Here is a 19,407-nt window from a genome sequence, read left to right on the forward strand (position 1 = left end):
TGGTACAAATCTTAAGTTCCAACCAAATATTTTTTTAATCTCAGCTTCCAGGAGAAATCTCAAACTGATTACTGTTAAAACCGAAGCGCATTAATAGCACACTAGAATAACAAATAGTTAGACCTGGTAGGAAGTTATTTTCTACTGAATTCATCTCCGGTGCCAGACTTTTCGCTGGAAGTTATGTTTTCCTGAAATGTTCTCTCCACCGGAGTGCCGATGGCAAGGCTGTCGTAACTTTCGGAACTCTCCCGTCCTGAGAAGGTAGGGATTTTAAGCTTTTGATAGCAAAATCTTCGGACTTTAGTCAAATAAACCTGACTTCCGGTTATATTTTTATCAGTTCTTGTTTGAAATGACAGAATATTAATATTACTTTATTAATATGGTCTCTCAAGTTTCAATAAGATTAACTATCAGTAAAATTAATTCTTATCTATACTCAGTCTTCAGGTTATGATTCTTACGTCATTATTATCGTTAATCCGTAACCTTCATTAACCTTTGACTGTCACCGATAAAATCCTTACTTCATGATTGCTATGACAAATCCACCAAGGCTTATTGCATGGGAACTCACTGCAGGCTGCAATCTTAACTGCGTGCACTGCAGGGGAGCTTCCACATCCTCGGTTCCCGAAGGGGAGCTTACTACCGAAGAAGCTAAACATTTCATTGACGAGGTTGTCGAGCTTGGAAAGCCCATCCTCATCCTGAGCGGAGGCGAACCTCTTACCAGGCCGGATGTTTTTGAAATTGCCCGCTACGGCACCGATGCCGGGCTTCGTGTGGTGCTTGCAACAAACGGGACCCTTCTGACCCCCGAGCTTGTGGAGAAATTAAGAGCTGCCGGGGTGCAGAGGCTCAGCGTAAGTATCGACGGAGCGACTGCAAAGACCCATGACGAGTTCAGAGGCGTTCCGGGAGCTTTTGACAGGACCCTTGCAGGCATCGAAGTCCTCAGGAAAGCTAATTTTCCTTTCCAGATCAACACCACGATTTCAAGGCGCAACCTTGAGGAAATCCCGAAGACCTTTGAGCTTGCAAAAGAGCTCGGGGCAGTTGCGTACCATGTCTTTTTCCTTGTGCCCACAGGCAGGGGAGAAGAATCCGATGAGGTTTCCCCCGCAGACTACGAGCGTGTCCTGCACTGGTTCTATGACATGCAGAAAGAATCGGAAATCCAGCTGAAGGCGACCTGTGCTCCCCACTATTTCAGGATAATGCGCCAGCGGGCAAAAAAAGAAGGTATCGAAATCTCCGTAAAGACCCACGGCTATGAAGCCATGACAAAAGGCTGCCTCGGAGGGACAGGCTTTTGTTTCGTATCAAGCGTCGGAGAGGTCTATCCCTGCGGCTACCTGCCGGTGCTTGCCGGAAACATAAGGGAGCAGCCTTTCAGGGATATCTGGGAGAATGCCGAGGTTTTCAGGAAGCTGAGAGATCCCGAAGAGCTTAAAGGAAAGTGCGGGATATGTGAATACAAAAAAGTCTGTGCAGGTTGCAGGGCAAGAGCCTATGCTGCTACAGGCGACTATCTCGAAGAAGAGCCTTACTGCATATACAGGCCAGGAAAAAAGTGATCGTGATCGGGATGATTGACATTGATAATTTAAAAGATCAGCTCAAGAAAGAGGCTGCCGAGTTTTCCTGCGATATGGATCATATTGACAGGGAAGTTCCGGTAATAGAACTTGATAAGACCGACAAGAAAATCCTTAACCTTATCCAGCAGGAAGTCCCCCTCGAAGTCGAACCTTTTGCAAAGTTAGGCGAGATTCTCGGGCTTTCCGAAACCGAAGTCATTGAAAGGCTGCGTGAACTCAACAGGAAAGGGGCAGTAAGAAGGGTAGGCCCTGTCCTCAGTATGAGAAATATGGGAGGAGTAAGTACTCTTGTAGCCCTGAAAGTGCCTGAGTCCCGCATAGAGGAAGTTGCTATTTTTATTAACGAGTATCCCGAAGTTTCCCATAATTATCTTAGAAGTGCTGCACAATATAATCTCTGGTTTACGCTTTCTGCTTCTAATAAAAACAGGCTTGAGAGGATTCTCAGCGAAATTCGGGAGAAAACAGGCTGTCCTCTTCTTGATCTTCCTACGAAGCACCTGTTTAAGATTCAGGTAAAGTTTGATATCAGGTGAAATTATGGATAAAACGGATGTAAAACTGCTAAAACTCGTGCAGGATGGAATTCCTATCACTCATTCTCCTTTCAAAGGGTTTGCTTCTGAACTTGGAATCAGTGAGCAGGAGGTTGTTGACAGGCTTAAAAACCTCCAGAAAGCCGGGAAGATCCGGCGCTTTGCGGCTTCAATCGGGCACAGAGCCATAGGCATAAAAGCCAATGCAATGTGTGTCTGGAATGTTCCTGATGAGCAGATCGAAACGGTAGGGAATATCATGGCTGAATTTCCCGAAGTTACGCACTGCTATGAACGCCCCCGCTATTCTGACTGGCAGTACAACCTGTTTACGATGGTCCATTCCTATACTCCCGAAGACTGCAAAGAAGTGGCTGAAAGGATCTCGGAAGCTACCGGGATTAAGGATTATACCCTTTTCTTCAGCGACAGAGAATTCAAGAAAACAGGAGTTCGGCTTTAAAAAGGAGCCCGGCTTTAAAAAGGAGTCTGGCTTTAAAAGCCGGATGTAAATAAGGCTGGAAGTCTTTGAGGCTGGCTGTAAAAGCTGGCTTTAAAGCATTTATTATCCGTTTATTATTCGTTTGTTAAGCACTTCTTACCCTATTATTGTTCATTTATTATGTATTTACTTAAAATTTATTAATCATTTATATTCATTGATCAAAGCTTTCATTTGCGAGGTCCCTGAAAATGGATGAAACAAACAATTTTCTCCCCCTCATGCTTGACCTTTCAGGCAGGAAAATCGTGATTTTCGGGGGTGGCTCCGTTGGGGAGCGTAAGGCTGAGCTTTTCTGCGGCTGCGCGGATACCTTTGTCGTCAGCCTTGACTTCTCCGAAAAGCTGCAGGAACTCGGGGCCTCAGGGAAGGTTCGGCTGCTCAGGCTTGATCTTTCGGCAGCAACGGACACCGAGATCAGGGAGATCGTTTCAGGAGCTTTTCTTGTTATTCCTGCAACCAGCAGTTCCGAACTTAACCGGAAAATCACTGATATTGCAGGGGAAAGCGATATTTTGATTAATCAGGTGGATGCTTTAGGTAGTGTTGTAATCCCCTCGGTTATAAAAAGAGGGGACCTTGTGATAGGGATTTCCACTCTCGGGCATAGTCCTGCGGTCTCAAAATACACCCGCAGGCAGATCGAAGGGGTGATAACTCCTGCATATTCCGATATGATCCGGCTTCAGGACGAACTGAGGACTTACCTCAAACTGCATGTAAAGGAACAGAGGAAAAGGAAAGCCCTTCTCTGGAAAGTCCTGGAAAGCGAGAATGTCTGGAATGGCTTTTCCGAATCTTACGAAAAGGCCGTAGAAAATGCATATGCAATAATCTCGGATAATCTCGAATAATTTCAAATAATATCGAACAATCAATCTTTAAATGAAAACTCTTTAGTAATAAAAATGGCTGAAGATTTTCGGACAAGTTTAATTTAAAACTCCCTATATCATTCATTCTATTTCCTTTATTTATTCTATCCGGAGGCTCTCTGTGACAGAAATCTCAAGTATGGTTATATCCCATAAAAAAGCAAAGATTGAGGAAATGGAGTCCGCCTGGCACGGAGATCTGGACGGGCTGCTCAATAACCTGTACAACCATGAATACGTATACGAGTGTGTCGTCTTAAAAACCTGTAACCGTGTTGAAATCTACGTTGTTTCCCCCAAAAGCAGCAGTATACTTTTCTCTTTTGCAAAAGAAATGGGAGCTTCCACCCGCATCATTGACTTTTACGGGCATGACGAGTCCCTGGAACACCTTCTAAGGCTTGCGGGGGGACTTGAGTCCATGATTGTGGGAGAAGACCAGATTCTCGGGCAGATAAAGGATCTTTACGCTTACTCAAAGAAAGCCGGAACCACAGGCAAGATCCTTGATACGGCTTTTGAAAAGGCGATTCAGGTAGGCAAAAAGATCCGGAACGAGACCCGGATCAATAATGGTTCGGTCTCCATAGGTTCTGCGGCTGTGGACCTTGCCGAAGATATCTTCGGAGGGCTCACAGGAAAATCCGTGCTCGTAATCGGAGCCGGTGAAATAGGAGTCCTGGTCGCAAAGGCTCTTGCCGAAAAGGATATCGAAGCAATTTATATTGCAAACCGCACTTTTAAGAAAGCCGAAGAAATCGCCTACGAGCTTGGAGGATACGCTGTAAGGCTTGACGATGTCAGGGCTTTTCTCCCGGGTGCGGATGTCGTGATTAGCGGCACCGGGGCTCCCCATTATATCCTTACGCGGGATATCATTGAAGAAGCCGTGAAGGGTAGGGACAGAAAGCTCCTTCTCATCGATATCGCAAATCCCAGGGATATTGAGGAGTCCGTTGCGGAACTTGAAAATGTAGAGCTCTGCAATATCGATAACCTGAGGGTCATAAGTGAAAGGACCCTGAAGATGCGAAAAGAAGAAGCAAAAAAAGCCGAAGACATTATCCGGGAAGAAATCCGACTTTTAAATATCCAGTACAAACGCCAGAAAGCCGATCGTTTAATTTCCGAGCTTTACAGGCAGGTCTATGATGTCCGCATAAGGGAACGGGAAAAAGCAGTCAACCGGCTTAGTGCCTATCATACTATCGGAAAGATTGAAACCGAGGTGCTTGACGACCTCACCCATTCGATTGTTAACAAGATCCTGGCCGAACCTACCAAAGTCCTTCGTCAGGCTGCAGAACTCGGAAACGAAGAGTTCCTTGATGTGGTTTCAAGGGTCTTCTGCCTCGAAAAGGATAAGGCAAAGCTTGAAAAAATAAACCAGGCAAAGTTTGAACAGATAAAATCCGGCTGTGCAAAAGAGCAAGCAGTGGTTAAAGAGCAGGTAACGGTTAAAGAGCAGGCGGCTGTTAAAGATTAAAGCCAAGACTAAACGTGCTGGTAGGCAGATACGAAATTCCCCGTATATAGAAATAATTCCTAAAGAATAATTCAGATAAAATCAACTCCCCGGGAATTAATTTCCGGATTAAAGTAATTCTCAGTTAAAACAAGTCATATTTCAGGAGTGATCACATGTTTCCAGAAGTCAGGTTGAGAAGGTTGAGGAAAGGAAAAATCAGGGATCTTATCCGTGAAACGACGCTGTCGGTTAACGACCTGGTCATGCCTATTTTTGTGAACGAGAACATCGATTCTCCGGTTGAGATCTCTTCCATGCCCGGAATATATAATCTTCCCCTCTCCGGGGTTGCAAAAGAAGCAAAAGAGATTGCGGACCTCGGGATTCCTGCAGTAATCATTTTCGGAGTTCCCGCACATAAGGATGCGGAAGGGAGTTCTTCTTATGGGGAAGCAGATATCGTTCAGGAAGCCGTAAGGAGGATTAAAGCCGAGTTTGGGGACAGACTTGTTGTGATCACGGACCTCTGTATGTGCGAATATACAAGCCACGGGCACTGCGGGATAATCGACTTTGAAACCAAGGAAGTTCTTAACGACCCGACGCTCGAAGTTCTCGGGAAGATCGCTGTCAGCCATGCAAGAGCCGGGGCTGATATGATAGCTCCTTCGGGAATGATGGACGGGATGGTAGACGCAATCCGACAGGCGCTTGACTTCAGCGGGTTTGAGAATATTCCCATTATGTCCTATGCCGCAAAATACCATTCCTGTTTCTACGGCCCATTCAGGGAAGCTGCCGAATCGGGATACTCCTTCGGAGACCGTTCGACCTACCAGATGGACCCTGCAAACAGCGACGAAGCGCTCAGGGAAGTAACCCTTGACGTGGCAGAAGGTGCGGATATCCTGATGGTAAAGCCTGCTCTCCCCTACCTGGATATCGTATACAGAGTCAAGACCGAGTTCGATATGCCAACAGCCGCATACAATGTGAGCGGAGAGTATTCCATGGTCAAAGCAGCTGCAGCCAATGGGTGGCTTGACGAGAAAAAAGCCATTTACGAGTCCCTTATCTCGATCAAGAGGGCAGGGGCGGACTTCATTATAACTTACTTTGCAAAGGATGCTGCCCGGATGCTGAGGTAAGGGCTTCTTTCCAGGCATTCACTTTTTCAGGAGCTTAGATCAGGGCTTCCTTTCCGGCTCCTTTTTGTATTTTATTTTTAAGCCTGCCTGTTAATTGCCTGTTAATTTTACCTGTTATGCTGTCCTTAAGGAGCGCTTTCATCAATAACTGCTTAATAGGTGAAGTCTCTGTTGTTATAGAGATGACGGAGCATAGATACAGATAAGTGGAGTATAGATAAAGATAAGTAGAGTATATGATGGAGCATTAACTTGATCCAGAAGCTCGAAAATGAAAATCTGCTTTACTTTAATTTGCTCTGGTTTGCCTTGATTTGATCTACTTAATCTACTCAATTGACTAAGTTAACTCGGTTTACTCAATTACCCTAATTTACTTAGTTTGCCCAAATTAACCTGTTTACAGTCCTTTATCGAATATTTAAGTCCATCCGGTGAGATTCCCATGACATTTGAGGTAACACTTGATAAGTCCAGACAGATGTATGAGAAAGCAAAGACCCTAATTCCGGGCGGGGTTAGCAGTCCGGTGCGCGCAATCAAACCCTATCCTTTCTATACAGCGTCAGCTGACGGTTCGAAGATAAGGGACCTTGACGGAAACGAGTACATTGACTACTGCCTTGCCTACGGGCCTGCTGTCCTCGGGCACAACCACCCGGTGATAAAGGCAGCAATCAAAGAGCAGCTTGATAAGGGCTGGCTCTATGGGACTCCTACCGAGCTTGAGGTGACCCTCGCAGAAAAGGTCGCAGGTTATTATCCTAGCATTGATATGCTCCGGTTCGTTTCTACAGGCACGGAAGCCACTATGAGCGCTCTCCGCCTTGCCCGCGGCTTTACACGCAAAAACAAGTTTATCAAGATCGAAGGTGGGTTTCACGGGGCCCATGATGCGGTGCTCGTAAAGGCAGGTTCCGGAGCCACAACCCTCGGAGAGCCAGATTCCCCGGGAATCCCAGCCGATTTCACCAAATATACGCTGCAGGCTCCGTATAACGATATCGAAACAATGACCACAATTGTGGAAAAGAACAGGGATGACCTTGCAGCATTGATCATAGAACCCGTGCTTGGGAATATCGGGCCTATCCTCCCGCTTCCCGGATACCTGAAAGAAATCCGAAAACTCACAAAGGAGAATGATGTCCTGCTCATTTTCGATGAGGTTATTACCGGGTTCAGGCTTGCAATGGGCGGGGCGCAGGAATTCTTCGGGGTCGTGCCTGACATGACCACCCTCGGAAAGATTGTAGGTGGAGGCCTGCCCATCGGAGTCTTCGGAGGCCGCCGGGAAATTATGGAAATGATCGCTCCTTCCGGAGCTGTCTATCAGGCAGGGACCTTCAGCGGAAGCCCCTGTTCGGTGGCTGCGGGAATTGCCATGCTTGATTACCTGAAAAAGGAAGATATTCACGCAAAGCTGAATTCCACCGGGGATTACATGCGTACCATGCTCTCGGAAATCGTTGAGGACGAAGGGCTTGACTATACGGTATGCGGCATTGCTTCCATGTTCAAGATCTTCTTCGGGACCGAGCCCCATAATTACCAGGAAGCCCTGAAATGTGACAAAGAAGGTTACCTGGCTTTCTTCCACAGGATGCTTGCAAGCGGGGTTTTCCTGCCTCCCTCCCAGTTTGAGACCAACTTCATATCTGCAGCCCACAGCGAAGAAGACATTGAAAAGACCCTTGAGGCTTATATGGAAAATCTCTGAGGGCTTAGATCTGAGAACTTATGCCTCTCAGGATTTATCTTTGAAAACGTTTGAGGATTCTACATGATAATAGGTACCCGGGGCAGCCAGCTTGCGCTTGCCCAGACCGAAAATGTTGCACGCCTGCTTAAAGAGAGGGGCGTTGAAACCAGCATCCAGATCATAAAAACCAGCGGGGACCGGTTTACTGACCGCCCTCTGCATGCCGTATCCGGAGGAGTCGGGGCATTTGTCCGGGAACTGGACGATGTCATGCTTGCAGGAGAAATCGATATCGCTGTCCATTCGATGAAGGATATGCCCACAATCCGCCCCGAAGGGCTCCCGACGGTTGCAGTTCTGAAGCGGGACACCCCCTTTGATATCCTGCTCACTTATGACGGGACAACTCTTGACGAACTGCCCGAACAGGCTATCATAGGTACCAGTTCCCTGAGAAGGACTGCCCAGATCCGGCGCTACAGGCCAGACCTTATTACTCAGGAACTCAGGGGCAATATCGACACCAGGCTCAGGAAGCTCAAAGAAGGGAAGTATGATGGGATCCTGCTCGCAAAAGCCGGGCTTGAGCGCATGGGCTGGGAAATCGAAGGGGAAATCCTTTCCCCTGACTTTTTCTGCCCTTCTCCGAACCAGGGCACGGTTGCAGTGGTTACAAGGGCAGATCCTGAGATTGAAGCTGCGGTTTCCGGACTTGACCATACCGAGAGCCGAATTGTTACCGAAATCGAGCGCATCCTAATTTCCGAACTTGGAGGAGGCTGTACGACTCCGATTGGTTCTTACGCTGAGCTTACCCCCGATAAACAAGAAATCCATGTCCGGGCTGAAGTCCTTTCTCTTGATGGCAGGGAAGATGTCCGGATTGATGAGTTTATCCCTATGGTCGGGGGGATTGAGCAAGCCAGGGAACTCGGGCACAGGCTTGTGGATATGGGTGGCAAGCGGCTTGCCGAAGAGGCGCTCCTCCAGATATCCAGAAATGAGTGCAGTACGGAGAATTCATCCGATTATTGATACAGAGCCTGCCTGCGGGCAGTAAACGGAGCTATCCAATGTACAATCTCACCGGACTTGAATTAAAAAATCCGACCATCCTTGCAGCCGGGGTGCTCGGGACAACCGGGGCTTCCCTCTGCAGGGTCGCGCGTGAAGGGGAGGCAGGAGCAGTTGTGACCAAATCCATAGGTCCGGCTCCCAAAACCGGCCACTCCAACCCCAGCATGATAAAGCTGGACTGTGGCTTTTTAAATGCAATGGGGCTTCCGAACCCTTCTTATCCGGGCTTCATGCAGGAGCTCGAGTTTGCAAAAAGTAACTCTGCAGTTCCGGTAATTGCAAGCATTTTCGGGGGGAATCCTTCGGAGTTTGCCGAGGTCGCCGAGGGGCTGCTGCCTGCAAAGCCTGACGCTCTCGAGCTGAATGTGAGCTGTCCCCACGCCGAAGGGTACGGGGCTGCAGTCGGTTCCAACCCCTGCCTGGTAGAGGCAGTGACAGCGGCGGTAAAAGATGTTGTTGACGTTCCTGTCTGGGTCAAGCTGACCCCAAATGTTGCAGACATTACCTGCATAGGGAATGCAGCCGAATCCGGGGGAGCTGACGCAGTTGTTGCGATCAACACCGTAAAAGGAATGGCTATTGATATTGAATCCGGATATCCCGTACTTGGAAACCGTTCGGGAGGGCTTTCCGGAAAAGCTGTCAAACCCGTAGCCGTCAAATGCGTCTATGACCTCTATACTGCTCTTGAAATTCCGGTAATCGGGGTGGGAGGAGTTTCTTCCTGGGAAGACGCTGTGGAATTGATGATGGCAGGAGCTGCAGCTGTCCAGGTCGGGTCTGCGGTATACGACAGGGTGGACATCTTTTCTGAAATCGGGAAAGGAATAGAAGCTTTCCTCGAAAGAAAAGGCTATTCGGATATAAAGAAAATTATAGGGCTTGCCCACGAGATGGTCTGATGCTTCCTCTTAATGCTACAATAATACAGATAACTGAAGAATCCCCCCTGGTCAGGACTTTTTTCTTTGATTACAGGTTTGAGGATATGGCGCCGGGCCAGTTTGTAATGGTCTGGGTCAGAGGTGTGGATGAGGTCCCTATGGGCCTTTCCAGAAATAATTCAGTAACGGTTCAGAAGGTAGGCGAGGCTACCTCAAAGCTTTTTGAGTTAGAAGAAGGCGACTCTTTCGGGCTCAGGGGGCCTTTCGGAAAGGGCTTTACCCTTCCCTCAAAAGGCGAAAAAGTCCTTCTTATAGCCGGCGGGGTCGGAGCTGCTCCTCTCTCACCTTATGCCGAGGCAGCCTCTGCCGCAGGCGCGGAAGTGCATACAATTCTTGGGGCGCGGAGTGCCGGAGACCTGCTTTTTGAAGGGCGCTTCGAAGCTCTCGGAGAGGTTTATGTCTCGACTGATGACGGTTCAAAAGGAATTAAAGGGTTTGTGACCGATGTCCTCAAAGGGCTTGATGTTGAAGCCTATGACCGAATTGCAGTCTGCGGCCCTGAAATAATGATGGCTTCGGTGTTCAGGCTCCTTGAGGAGAGGAAGGTCCTGGAAAATGCAGAGTTCAGCCTCCACCGCTATTTCAAATGCGGCATCGGTGTTTGCGGGGCATGCTGCATAGACCGGTCCGGACTCAGGGTTTGCAAGGACGGACCTGTGTTTTCCGGGGTTCAGCTCCTTGGTTCGGAGTTCGGGAAATATTCACGGGACGCCAGTGGGCGAAGAGTTAAAATTTAAGTTTCGATATATCCTTTTAAAAAATGAAAGAGAGCAGGTAAACAGCTCTGTGAGAACAGGACGAGGAAGGCAAAACTATGATTGGAAGGTTCAGGTCAGGCGATAACGTTTTTTATGGGGAGATCGAAGATGGGCGGGTGTATTCCAACGAAGGGGTCTCGGCCGGCACATTCGAACTTTCGGAACTTCGGGTTCTGCCTCCTTCTTTTCCCTCAAAAATTGTCTGTGTCGGCCTGAATTATAAGGATCATGCAGACGAGCTTTCCATGGAAGTCCCTGATACCCCTGTTCTTTTTTTAAAGCCTCCATCTGCGGTTATAGGGCATGGAGACAAGATCATTTATCCCCCGTCCAGTTCGCGGGTGGACTACGAAGCCGAACTTGCAGTCGTGATCGGAAAACGCTGCAAGAATATTTCTGCCGAAAAGGCAGAGGACGTGATTGCTGGCTATACCTGTTTTAATGATGTGACTGCTCGGGATCTCCAGCAAAAAGACGGGCAGTGGACAAGGGCAAAGAGTTTTGATACCTTTGCGGCATTCGGGCCCTATATTGTCTCTACGGACGAAATTGATGTTTCTGACCTGAAGATCTCCTGCAGGGTAAACGGGGAAACCAGACAGGAGTCGAGAACTTCAAACCTTATTTTTGACATTCCTTTTCTTATCGAATTCATCACCGAGATTATGACCCTGGAAGTTGGGGATGTAATCGCTACAGGTACACCCCCGGGAGTTGGAGAACTGCAAAGAGGGGATACCGTGGAAGTTGAGATCCAGGGAATCGGAACACTTAGAAACGAGGTTGTCTAATGCTGCTTGAACATATTGGAAATGAACTTGACCTTACGGAGCGCCACCTGATAGTGCTCAAAAAGGTAATTGAAGAAGGCCCAATAGGAATCCTTAAACTTGCAGAAGTTACCGGGATGCAGAACCACAAGGTGCGCTATTCCCTCAGGGTCCTTGAACAGGCAAATCTTATCAAGCCTTCGGCACAGGGGGCTGTGCCCGGGGATGCTGTCCCTAAATTCCTGCAGAACTTTGAGCGAGACCTGAGTGAAATCAATGAGAAAGTGTCCCGCCTCCGGGAGATTGAAGCTTCAATCCCGAAGTAAGGTTCTCAAGGTAAATGTCCTCAAAGTAAATGTCCTCAAAGTAAAGGTTCTGATTTTGAAAAGCTTTTTTAAGATATACTTTTTTGCTGTAGGTTTTTTTTTCTCCGGGCTTCGGTGACTTTTTATAATCCTATTTACATGTTTTTCCGCAATCATCGGATTCGGCACATTTTATGGATTAATCCCTTTTTGCGGTTTTATCCTCTGAGTTGAATCTTCGTGATATTCCTATATCATCCGATCAAGATTTAATTCATATTTAACATAAGGTTTAATTCATGTTTATTGATTCGATCAAGATTTAATCCTCGTTTATTTCGGGAGAAACTCCTATGACCTTAAGTCCTGAAGATCTTAAAACAATAGAAAAATACGCCCTTCAAAATGCTGTAAAATACGAAAAAGCCCCCCAGCCCAAAGCTGTAATGGGCAAGGTAATGGGAGAGTGCCCCCACCTGAGGGCCGATCCCGGGGCCGTCTCTGCGGCACTCAAAGACATTGTTTCCGAAATCGCTAAGGGAAACCCAGAAACCTGGGTAGCCAGGCTGTCGGAAATTGCTCCGGAGCTTATAGAAGCCCTGAGTGTAAAGAAAGAACCTGATAAGGGTTTAAAACCCCTCGAAGGGGCAGAGCCCGGAAAAGTCGTAATGCGTTTTGCCCCGAACCCCAACGGGCCCGGGACCCTGGGCAGTGCAAGGGGGATGGTGGTCAATTCCGAGTACGTAAAGATGTATGAGGGCAAGTTTGTTCTGCGCTTTGACGATACCGATCCTGATATTAAGCGTCCAATGCTTGAAGCCTATGACTGGTACCTGGACGACTTCAAATGGCTCGGGGTCGTGCCTGACCGGGTTGTCTACGCCTCGGACCATTTCCCTATATATTACGATTATGCAAGAAAACTGATTGAGATGGGCAAGGCCTATGTCTGTTTCTGTAAGGGAGAAGACTTCAAAAGGTTAAAGGACACCAAGCAGGCCTGCCCGCACAGGGACACGAGTCCGGAAGAAAACCTCATGCACTGGGAGAAAATGCTTGCCGGGGAATATGAAGACCAGCAGGCAGTGCTCAGGATCAAGACCGATATCGAACATAAGGACCCTGCACTGAGGGACTGGGGGGCATTCAGGATCAGAAAGATGTCTCACCCTCGCGCCGAAATAGGGAACAAATACGTTGTCTGGCCCCTCCTGGACTTTGCAGGTGCAATCGAAGACCATGATCTCGGCATGACCCACATCATCCGGGGCAAAGACCTTATAGACAGCGAAAAGCGGCAGGGTTATGTCTACAAATACTTCGGCTGGACCTACCCGAAAACAACCCACTGGGGTAGGGTCAAGATCCACGAGTTCGGGAAGTTCAGCACAAGCTCCCTCCGAAAAGCCATCGAAGCCGGAGAGTACAGCGGCTGGGACGACCCCGGGCTGCCCACGATAAGGGCAATCAGGCGCCGCGGAATACAGGCTGAAGCCCTTAAAAAGTTCATGATCGAAATGGGTGTCGGAATGACTGATGTGAGTATCAGCATGGAGTCCCTTTATGCCGAAAACCGCAAAATCGTGGACCCCATTGCAAACAGGTACTTCTTTGTCTGGGCCCCGGTAAAACTGGAAATTGAAGGTGCTGAGCCCACGGTTGCAAAACTTCCCCTCCATCCGACTGACCACTCCCGGGGCGTAAGGGAAATAGCCGTAGGAAATAAGGTGCTTGTCTGTGCCGAGGACGTCGAAAAGCTGGAAGTGGGTTCAGTCATCCGCCTAAAAGATTTCCGTAATATCGAAATCACTTCGCTTTCCCCGCTTCAGGCAAAGATCTCTGATGTTTCTCTCGAAGCCCTTAAAAAAGCAAAAGCTAAGATCATCCACTGGGCACCAATTGACGGAATTTCCGTTAAAGTGCGCGGACCAGAAGGCGATCTTGAAGGAATCGGCGAAAAAGGAATTGCAGGAGAACTTAATAAAATTGTCCAGTTCGAACGTTTCGGCTTCTGCAGAATTGATGCCGTAGAAGGAGAAAAAGTTGTGGCGTACTTTGCCCACAAATGATTAAGGTAAATTTTGTCCGAAATGGTCAAGGGTAAATTTTGTCCTCAAACAATTAAGGGAAAAAAGAAGGGCAGAAAAAGAACAGTAAAGCTGTCCCTTCCGTTCCCTTCTCTTTTTTCGATTTCAAACCAGTTTTATCTTTTCCGTTTCAGGATATAAGCCGCTCCTGTTGCCAGAACCGCAATTCCCAGGCCCGGTCCCGGGGCTCCTTTTTCTTCTTCAGTTTCGGTTTCGGGAGTTTCCTCTCCTTCAACTGCAGTTTCGTTTGCTTCTTCCGTTACTTCTTCCAGAGGAGTTTCAGTCACATTGACTGCTCCTTCCCTGTCAACCAGGCCCTGCTCGTAAGCTTCGGCATCCAGTTCGTTTTCGAGGGATGTGACCGCAGCCTGGACTTTCGGGTAAAGCGGTGACTGATCGGTTCCGCCTCCGGGTACCTCGTATGAGGCGTCGCATATCCCATTGCTGTTTTCGTCCACGCAGGTCTCGCTGTAGCCGGTGTTTTCAAGGTCTGCCCAGAAATTTCCGCCAATATAAGGGCCACGTATAATGTTACTTTTGGTTGAAAGGGTACTCTGCCAGCTATTATCTGCGTTTACGGTGTTTTCCTCGACATTTTCGGCGTTTTTGAAGTAGTTATTATAAATGATGTTCTTGCTGCTCTCTTTTAGGGAGATTCCGTACTCGTAGTTGTAAGCGATGAGGTTGTCCTGGATCGTATTTGAGTCCGAGCCTTCGAGCCTTATCCCGACTTCGTTCAGGGTCATGGTGTTGCCGTTTATGTTATTGGTCCCCGCATTCTGTAGCAGAATCCCGTATTCCGAGTTTTTTGCCAGGTTATTGTTGATATAGCAGTTATTGACCCCTGTAAGCAAAATTCCGGCTTTATCCGAGTCTTCGACCCCAAAGCCGCTGAAAGTCGCCCTGTCCGCAGTTATCTCTACGGCACTTTCTGCAGGGTCCGCTGCCTTTACAATCGTATCCTCAGGGTTTCGCGAGTCCGACCAGATCCTGACCTCTTTGTTGATTTTGAGGTTTTCATTGTAAGTCCCCTGGCTCACAAAAATAGTATCTCCGTCGTTTGCGGCGTCCACTGCAGCCTGTATTGTGGTATAGTCCCCTCCCTCCGGGCCCACGTTCAGATTTGCTGCGAAAACGGCAGGGCATGTGTATATGACTGCCAGGATAAATGCCACTGCGATGATTTTCAATGCCTGTAAATGTCTTTCTTTTGTTCTTTCCATCTTTAGTTTCCCCTTTACTCTTCCTTTTCTTTTGGTTTTTTTCATTCGGTTATATCCCTTTAGAAGCCGTTAAATTTCTCTTTTTCGAATTTAGCTTCTTTTTCAGGAACGGATTTTATCAGGTTTTCAAGGATGAATCTTGTTTGTTTTTTTAGAGCTAATTCTTGCAATATTTTGTCAGGATAAAAATTTTGCCCTGAAAAGATATATTTTTTGAATCACAATTTCTGAACAATCCTTTCTTGAAAAGTAGGATCTAAAAGCTCGCAGGAGTGAAATTTGTTTGGAAAAAACCGTTGTGTAAAGGCCTGCAGTTTCATTGCCTGCATGTATAAAAATAAAGCCTGAACCATAAACCTAAAACCCTTATACCTTAATCATTTTATTATTGTCTCGAATGGAGGCTTAAAATGGATGAAAAAATTGCGCCCCAACTTGAAGAGCTAACCAGGGCGCTTGGAGATATTGACAAAACCGGCATCCGGGCAGAATTCGATAAACTTCTTGCTTATCGCGTCCCTCCGGAGCTTGCAAAGGAGAGTATCCTCCGAAAGTTTGGAGGAAAAAGAAAAGTCCTGAAGGTAAATGACCTTTCAGCTTCCTTGAAGAACATTGAAATCACCGGCAGGATCTTGGACATTGGGGTAAAGGAAATACGCCCTCGGGAAGGAGTTCAGGAAAGTCCTTCCAGGCTGTACACCGGGATTCTTGCAGACGAAACGGGTTCGGTCATGTTTTCTTCCTGGAAGGAGCTTCCGGGTTCGGTCGGGGATGTTCTCACGATCAGGAACGCCTATACCCGCCTCTGGCAGAATCGGATAAGACTATCTATAGGGGAACAGTCTCTTGTAGCTCTGATCCCTGATTCTTCTATCCCACCGCTTTCCGAACTTTCCGAAAGCCCCGCAAAAAAATTGATTGATATAGGCGCTGCGGATTTCTCCGTGAGCACCGTGGCCTGCATACTTCAGCTTTCGCACAGGGAAGTCTTGATCAGGGGAAAGCAATCTAAGATGATTTCCGGCGTACTTGCAGACGAGACTGCCAGACTGCCTTTCACCGCCTGGGTCGAACTTCCTGGAATCGACATAGGGAGCATAATTCGGGTTGAAGGAGCCCAGATCCGCATGTTCAGGGGAATGCCTTCGATCAGCCTCGTCAGCAGTACCAGAGTCTCTTCGATCGGGCCTGATGATGCCGAAAAGCTTGCTTTCACTTTTGAATCCGCAGCAAAAGACCCTGCCCTCCTGAAAATTGAAGAAATCGCCTCAAGAGACAGCATGTTCGATGTGGCTACCGCAGGAAATGTTGTTTCGGTCAGGCCGGGGTCAGGGATAATTACCCGCTGTCCCGAATGCAGCCGTGTTGTCCAGAAAGGAAACTGCAGGGTTCATGGCAAGGTGGAGGGTGTAAGGGACATGCGGATAAAGGCCGTACTGGATGACGGGACAGGTTCAATGTTCGTCATGTTTCCGAGGGAGCTCGCCGAAACTATCTACGGAAAGACCCTTGAGGAAGCTGAACAGCTCATGTTCTCCGATATTTCCAAAGATGCGGTTTATGAAGACCTGAGAAGGTTCCTTACCGGGCGCTACCTGGCAGTGCGGGGGAATGCTTCACAGGGAGAGTACGGGATTTCTTTTGTTGCGGAAAGTGCCTGGGTGCCTGAAGATGACCTTGCTGTCAGGGCAGTCGAGCTGCTGCACAGGCTAGGGCAGGATGAAGAAGGCTCTGGCCCCGAGGGAGGAATTAACCTTGCTTAAGAGGGAAGTTGCAAAAAGGGTTTTTGCAAAGGAATTCGAAGCTTGCAGGGAGCTTGAGAAATCCGCAAGATCTTCTTCCGAACCCACGGATTCGAAGTCTCCCAACCTGCTTATCAGCCCTCTGGGGCTTATTCTCAACCGGGTCTTTGTTGTAGGAGTACTTACCGAACTTGATAGCATAGGCGCGCAAAGTGAAATGTGGAAAGCCAGGATAGTTGACCCAACAGGCGCTTTTACAGTATACGCAGGGCAATACCAGCCCGATGCATCCGTTTTCTTTTCAACGGTCCGGGTCCCGGCTTTCATATCCCTTACCGGAAAAGCCAGAATTTACGAGCCCGAACCGGAATCGGTTTTTATTTCGATCCGGGCAGAAGAGGCAAACGTTGTGGACGAAGAGATCCGCAACAGATGGGTTGTGGATACTGCGGAACAGACCGTTGACCGGCTTGAGGCTTTTTCGAGAGCTCTTGAAAGCGGATTCCGTGGGGAGACTCTCAGAGAATATCTGCTCGAGAGGGGGGTTTCCGAAGAGCTTGCGGAAGGGATTTCCATTGCCCTTGAAAGAGACCGCTTTCCCCGGGAGTTTGCAAAGCAGCTCAGGGCCTCTATCAGGGAAGGGCTTAAAGCTCTTGATTTCGAAGCCGAAGACACTGCAGGAGCTGCCTACCAGAAAGAGTTCGTCCTTGAACTGCTCAGGGAAATGGGCGGAAACAAGGGGGTTGATTATGCTGTTTTTGTAGAAACCGCGGTATCAAAAGGTGTCCCGGAAGAGGTAGTAGAAGAAGTTGTCCGCTCCCTTCTTGCGGGAGGGCAGTGTTACGAGCCCAGGATCGGGATCATAAGGCTGGTAGGTTAACCCTGGCAAAGCTCTATAAATCCCCGGGATATTACCCGGAAACATACGGATTTTGCCACCAAAAAAATGTGACAACGCTTAAGTGTGATTAAGTTATTTGATATCCTTTGTTAAAATTTAGCATCTCATGTTTATCGTATTTATCTGGAGAAATTGACATGAAAGTATTGGTCAGCGATTCACTCTCCAATGAAGGTTTGGAGATTCTAAAAGAGCACTTTACTGTTGACGTCAACACCGGTCTCTCCGAAGATGAGCTGGTGGAAAAGATCGGGGCATACGATGCTCTCGTAATACGCAGCGGAACCCAGGTTACTCAGAGAGTAATCGAGGCTGCTGACAACCTGAAGATTGTCGGAAGGGCGGGAGTCGGAGTCGACAATGTCGATGTGGACGCAGCCACAAAGAAAGGAATTATCGTGGCCAACGCTCCTGAAGGAAACATGATTTCGGCAGCAGAACACACAATCGGTATGATGATGTCGATGTCCAGGAATATCCCCCAGGCCAATGCTTCTCTGAAATCCCGTGAATGGAAGCGCAGCAAATTCATGGGTGTTGAGGTCAAAGGCAAGACTCTGGGAGTTATAGGGCTTGGAAGAATCGGGTCTGAAGTTGCAAAGCGGGCTTCCGGGCTTGAGATGAACCTTATGGGATACGACCCATTCATTTCCGAGAAAAGGGCAATGGAACTCGGGGTCAAGCTGGCTACGGTTAACGAGATTGCAAAAGAGGCCGACTACATTACAGTGCACACGCCCCTTATCAAGGAGACCAGAAATATCCTTGATGATGAGCAGTTTGATCTAATGAAGCCGGGAGTCAGGGTTCTTAACTGTGCACGCGGCGGTATTATTAATGAAGCAGCCCTGGTAAGAGCCCTTGAAAGCGGGAAGGTAGGCGGGGCGGCTCTGGACGTATTTGTCGAAGAACCTCCTTTTGGCAGTCCTCTTCTTAATTTTGACAATGTTATCGTAACTCCTCACCTTGGGGCTTCCACCCAGGAAGCTCAGGTTAATGTTGCAATCGACATCGCCAAAGAAGTTGTTTCCGTCCTTACCGGCGGGCTTGCAAAGAACGCAATCAATATCCCGTCCGTAAAGCCAGAAGCTATGGCAGTCCTCGCCCCGTATATCAGGCTTGCAGAGCTTATGGGTAAGATTTCAGGACAGCTCGTAGACGGCAACTACGAAAAAGTAGAAATCGGATACAACGGGGAAATCTCCGGAAAAGATACCAGACCTCTCACGGTTTCCGCTCTCAAAGGGCTGCTTGAAATGGCTCTCGGAGCCGGGGTAAACTACGTCAATGCCCCGACCCTTGCAAAGTCCAGACAGATCGCAGTTGTGGAAAGCAAGTCCGAATCCGCAGAAGAGTATTCTTCCACGGTCAGTATCAGGCTTTCCAGCGGGGAAATGGAAATGCTGGTTGCAGGGACTGTTGTTGGGGATGAACCCAAGATTGTTTCCATCGATGAGGACAGGGTGGACATCTTCCCGGCAGGCCGGATGATCTTTGCCAAGCATATTAACAAACCGAACGTTATCGGACCCTGCTGCATGGTGCTCGGGAAAAACAACATCAATATTTCAGGTATGCAGGTCGGAAGGTCAGAAGTCGGTGGTGTGACTATGATGGTCCTTAATGTGGACACCGATGTCTCCGATGCGATCCTTGATGAAGTCAGGCAGGTCCCGGGCATTCTCAATGCCAAGCTTGTGACTCTCTGATTCCTGAAAAAATATCCTGCTTCGGCACGGACTCAAAGTTGATTCCTGTGCCG

Annotated in this window: 17 protein-coding genes; 16 read left to right on the forward strand and 1 reads right to left on the reverse strand. The window is 48.1% G+C overall.

Annotated elements, in window-relative coordinates; all coding sequences use genetic code 11:
- Positions 1-533 precede the first annotated feature (533 nt).
- From ahbD to MSSIT_RS02690, 13 genes are all read left to right on the forward strand, one after another.
- The gene (gene ahbD / locus MSSIT_RS02630) at positions 534-1,583 is read left to right on the forward strand and encodes a heme b synthase (protein ID WP_048169751.1); all 1,050 of its coding nucleotides are present in this window, start codon (positions 534-536) and stop codon (positions 1,581-1,583) included.
- A gap of 11 nt (positions 1,584-1,594) precedes the next feature.
- Complete coding sequence (gene ahbA, locus MSSIT_RS02635) at positions 1,595-2,143, forward strand: siroheme decarboxylase subunit alpha (protein WP_048174461.1); 549 nt, start codon at positions 1,595-1,597, stop codon at positions 2,141-2,143.
- 4 nt (positions 2,144-2,147) lie between these two features.
- Positions 2,148-2,606, forward strand: coding sequence for a siroheme decarboxylase subunit beta (ahbB, locus tag MSSIT_RS02640; protein ID WP_048169753.1), 459 nt, complete (start codon positions 2,148-2,150; stop codon positions 2,604-2,606).
- Between the two features lie 230 nt (positions 2,607-2,836).
- Positions 2,837-3,499: a precorrin-2 dehydrogenase/sirohydrochlorin ferrochelatase family protein gene (locus tag MSSIT_RS02645; RefSeq protein ID WP_048169755.1), complete on the forward strand. Its 663-nt coding sequence runs from the start codon at positions 2,837-2,839 to the stop codon at positions 3,497-3,499.
- A 142-nt stretch (positions 3,500-3,641) separates the two neighbouring features.
- On the forward strand, positions 3,642-5,006 hold the full coding sequence (gene hemA / locus MSSIT_RS02650) for a glutamyl-tRNA reductase (protein WP_048169757.1): 1,365 nt from the start codon (positions 3,642-3,644) through the stop codon (positions 5,004-5,006).
- A 155-nt stretch (positions 5,007-5,161) separates the two neighbouring features.
- Positions 5,162-6,136, forward strand: coding sequence for a porphobilinogen synthase (gene hemB, locus MSSIT_RS02655; RefSeq protein ID WP_048169759.1), 975 nt, complete (start codon positions 5,162-5,164; stop codon positions 6,134-6,136).
- 445 nt (positions 6,137-6,581) lie between these two features.
- Positions 6,582-7,856 carry a glutamate-1-semialdehyde 2,1-aminomutase gene (gene hemL / locus MSSIT_RS02660; RefSeq protein ID WP_048169761.1) on the forward strand — a complete coding sequence of 425 codons (1,275 nt, stop codon included), beginning with the start codon at positions 6,582-6,584 and terminating at the stop codon, positions 7,854-7,856.
- A 63-nt stretch (positions 7,857-7,919) separates the two neighbouring features.
- A complete protein-coding gene (gene hemC, locus MSSIT_RS02665; RefSeq protein ID WP_048169763.1) occupies positions 7,920-8,873 on the forward strand; it encodes a hydroxymethylbilane synthase in 954 nt (317 codons plus the stop codon).
- Between the two features lie 38 nt (positions 8,874-8,911).
- Positions 8,912-9,817, forward strand: a complete 906-nt coding sequence (locus MSSIT_RS02670; protein WP_048169766.1) for a dihydroorotate dehydrogenase — start codon at positions 8,912-8,914, stop codon at positions 9,815-9,817.
- On the forward strand, positions 9,817-10,596 hold the full coding sequence (locus tag MSSIT_RS02675) for a dihydroorotate dehydrogenase electron transfer subunit (RefSeq protein ID WP_048169769.1): 780 nt from the start codon (positions 9,817-9,819) through the stop codon (positions 10,594-10,596). The genes MSSIT_RS02670 and MSSIT_RS02675 overlap by 1 nt, the downstream gene beginning before the upstream one ends.
- A 77-nt stretch (positions 10,597-10,673) precedes the next feature.
- Positions 10,674-11,408 carry a fumarylacetoacetate hydrolase family protein gene (locus tag MSSIT_RS02680; RefSeq protein WP_048169771.1) on the forward strand — a complete coding sequence of 245 codons (735 nt, stop codon included), beginning with the start codon at positions 10,674-10,676 and terminating at the stop codon, positions 11,406-11,408.
- Entirely contained in the window at positions 11,408-11,713 is a 306-nt protein-coding gene (locus MSSIT_RS02685; RefSeq protein ID WP_048169773.1) for a hypothetical protein, read from the forward strand. Before MSSIT_RS02680 ends, MSSIT_RS02685 begins: the two co-directional genes overlap by 1 nt.
- A 332-nt stretch (positions 11,714-12,045) precedes the next feature.
- Positions 12,046-13,761 (forward strand): glutamate--tRNA ligase, encoded by a 1,716-nt coding sequence (locus MSSIT_RS02690; protein ID WP_048169775.1) that lies wholly within the window; start codon positions 12,046-12,048, stop codon positions 13,759-13,761.
- 134 nt (positions 13,762-13,895) lie between these two features.
- Here MSSIT_RS02690 and MSSIT_RS02695 read toward each other — a convergent pair whose 3' ends face one another.
- The gene (locus MSSIT_RS02695) at positions 13,896-15,002 is read right to left on the reverse strand and encodes a NosD domain-containing protein (RefSeq protein WP_048174462.1); all 1,107 of its coding nucleotides are present in this window, start codon (positions 15,000-15,002) and stop codon (positions 13,896-13,898) included.
- A 410-nt stretch (positions 15,003-15,412) separates the two neighbouring features.
- Between MSSIT_RS02695 and MSSIT_RS02700 the strand changes: the two genes are divergently transcribed.
- From MSSIT_RS02700 to serA, 3 genes are all read left to right on the forward strand, one after another.
- A complete protein-coding gene (locus tag MSSIT_RS02700) occupies positions 15,413-16,765 on the forward strand; it encodes a Single-stranded DNA binding protein (RefSeq protein ID WP_048169778.1) in 1,353 nt (450 codons plus the stop codon).
- On the forward strand, positions 16,758-17,624 hold the full coding sequence (locus MSSIT_RS02705) for an RPA family protein (protein ID WP_048169780.1): 867 nt from the start codon (positions 16,758-16,760) through the stop codon (positions 17,622-17,624). Before MSSIT_RS02700 ends, MSSIT_RS02705 begins: the two co-directional genes overlap by 8 nt.
- Before the next feature lie 158 nt (positions 17,625-17,782).
- On the forward strand, positions 17,783-19,354 hold the full coding sequence (serA, locus tag MSSIT_RS02710) for a phosphoglycerate dehydrogenase (RefSeq protein WP_048169784.1): 1,572 nt from the start codon (positions 17,783-17,785) through the stop codon (positions 19,352-19,354).
- Positions 19,355-19,407: the final 53 nt, after the last annotated feature.

This window comes from Methanosarcina siciliae T4/M (genome assembly GCF_000970085.1).
Classification (GTDB): domain Archaea; phylum Halobacteriota; class Methanosarcinia; order Methanosarcinales; family Methanosarcinaceae; genus Methanosarcina; species Methanosarcina siciliae.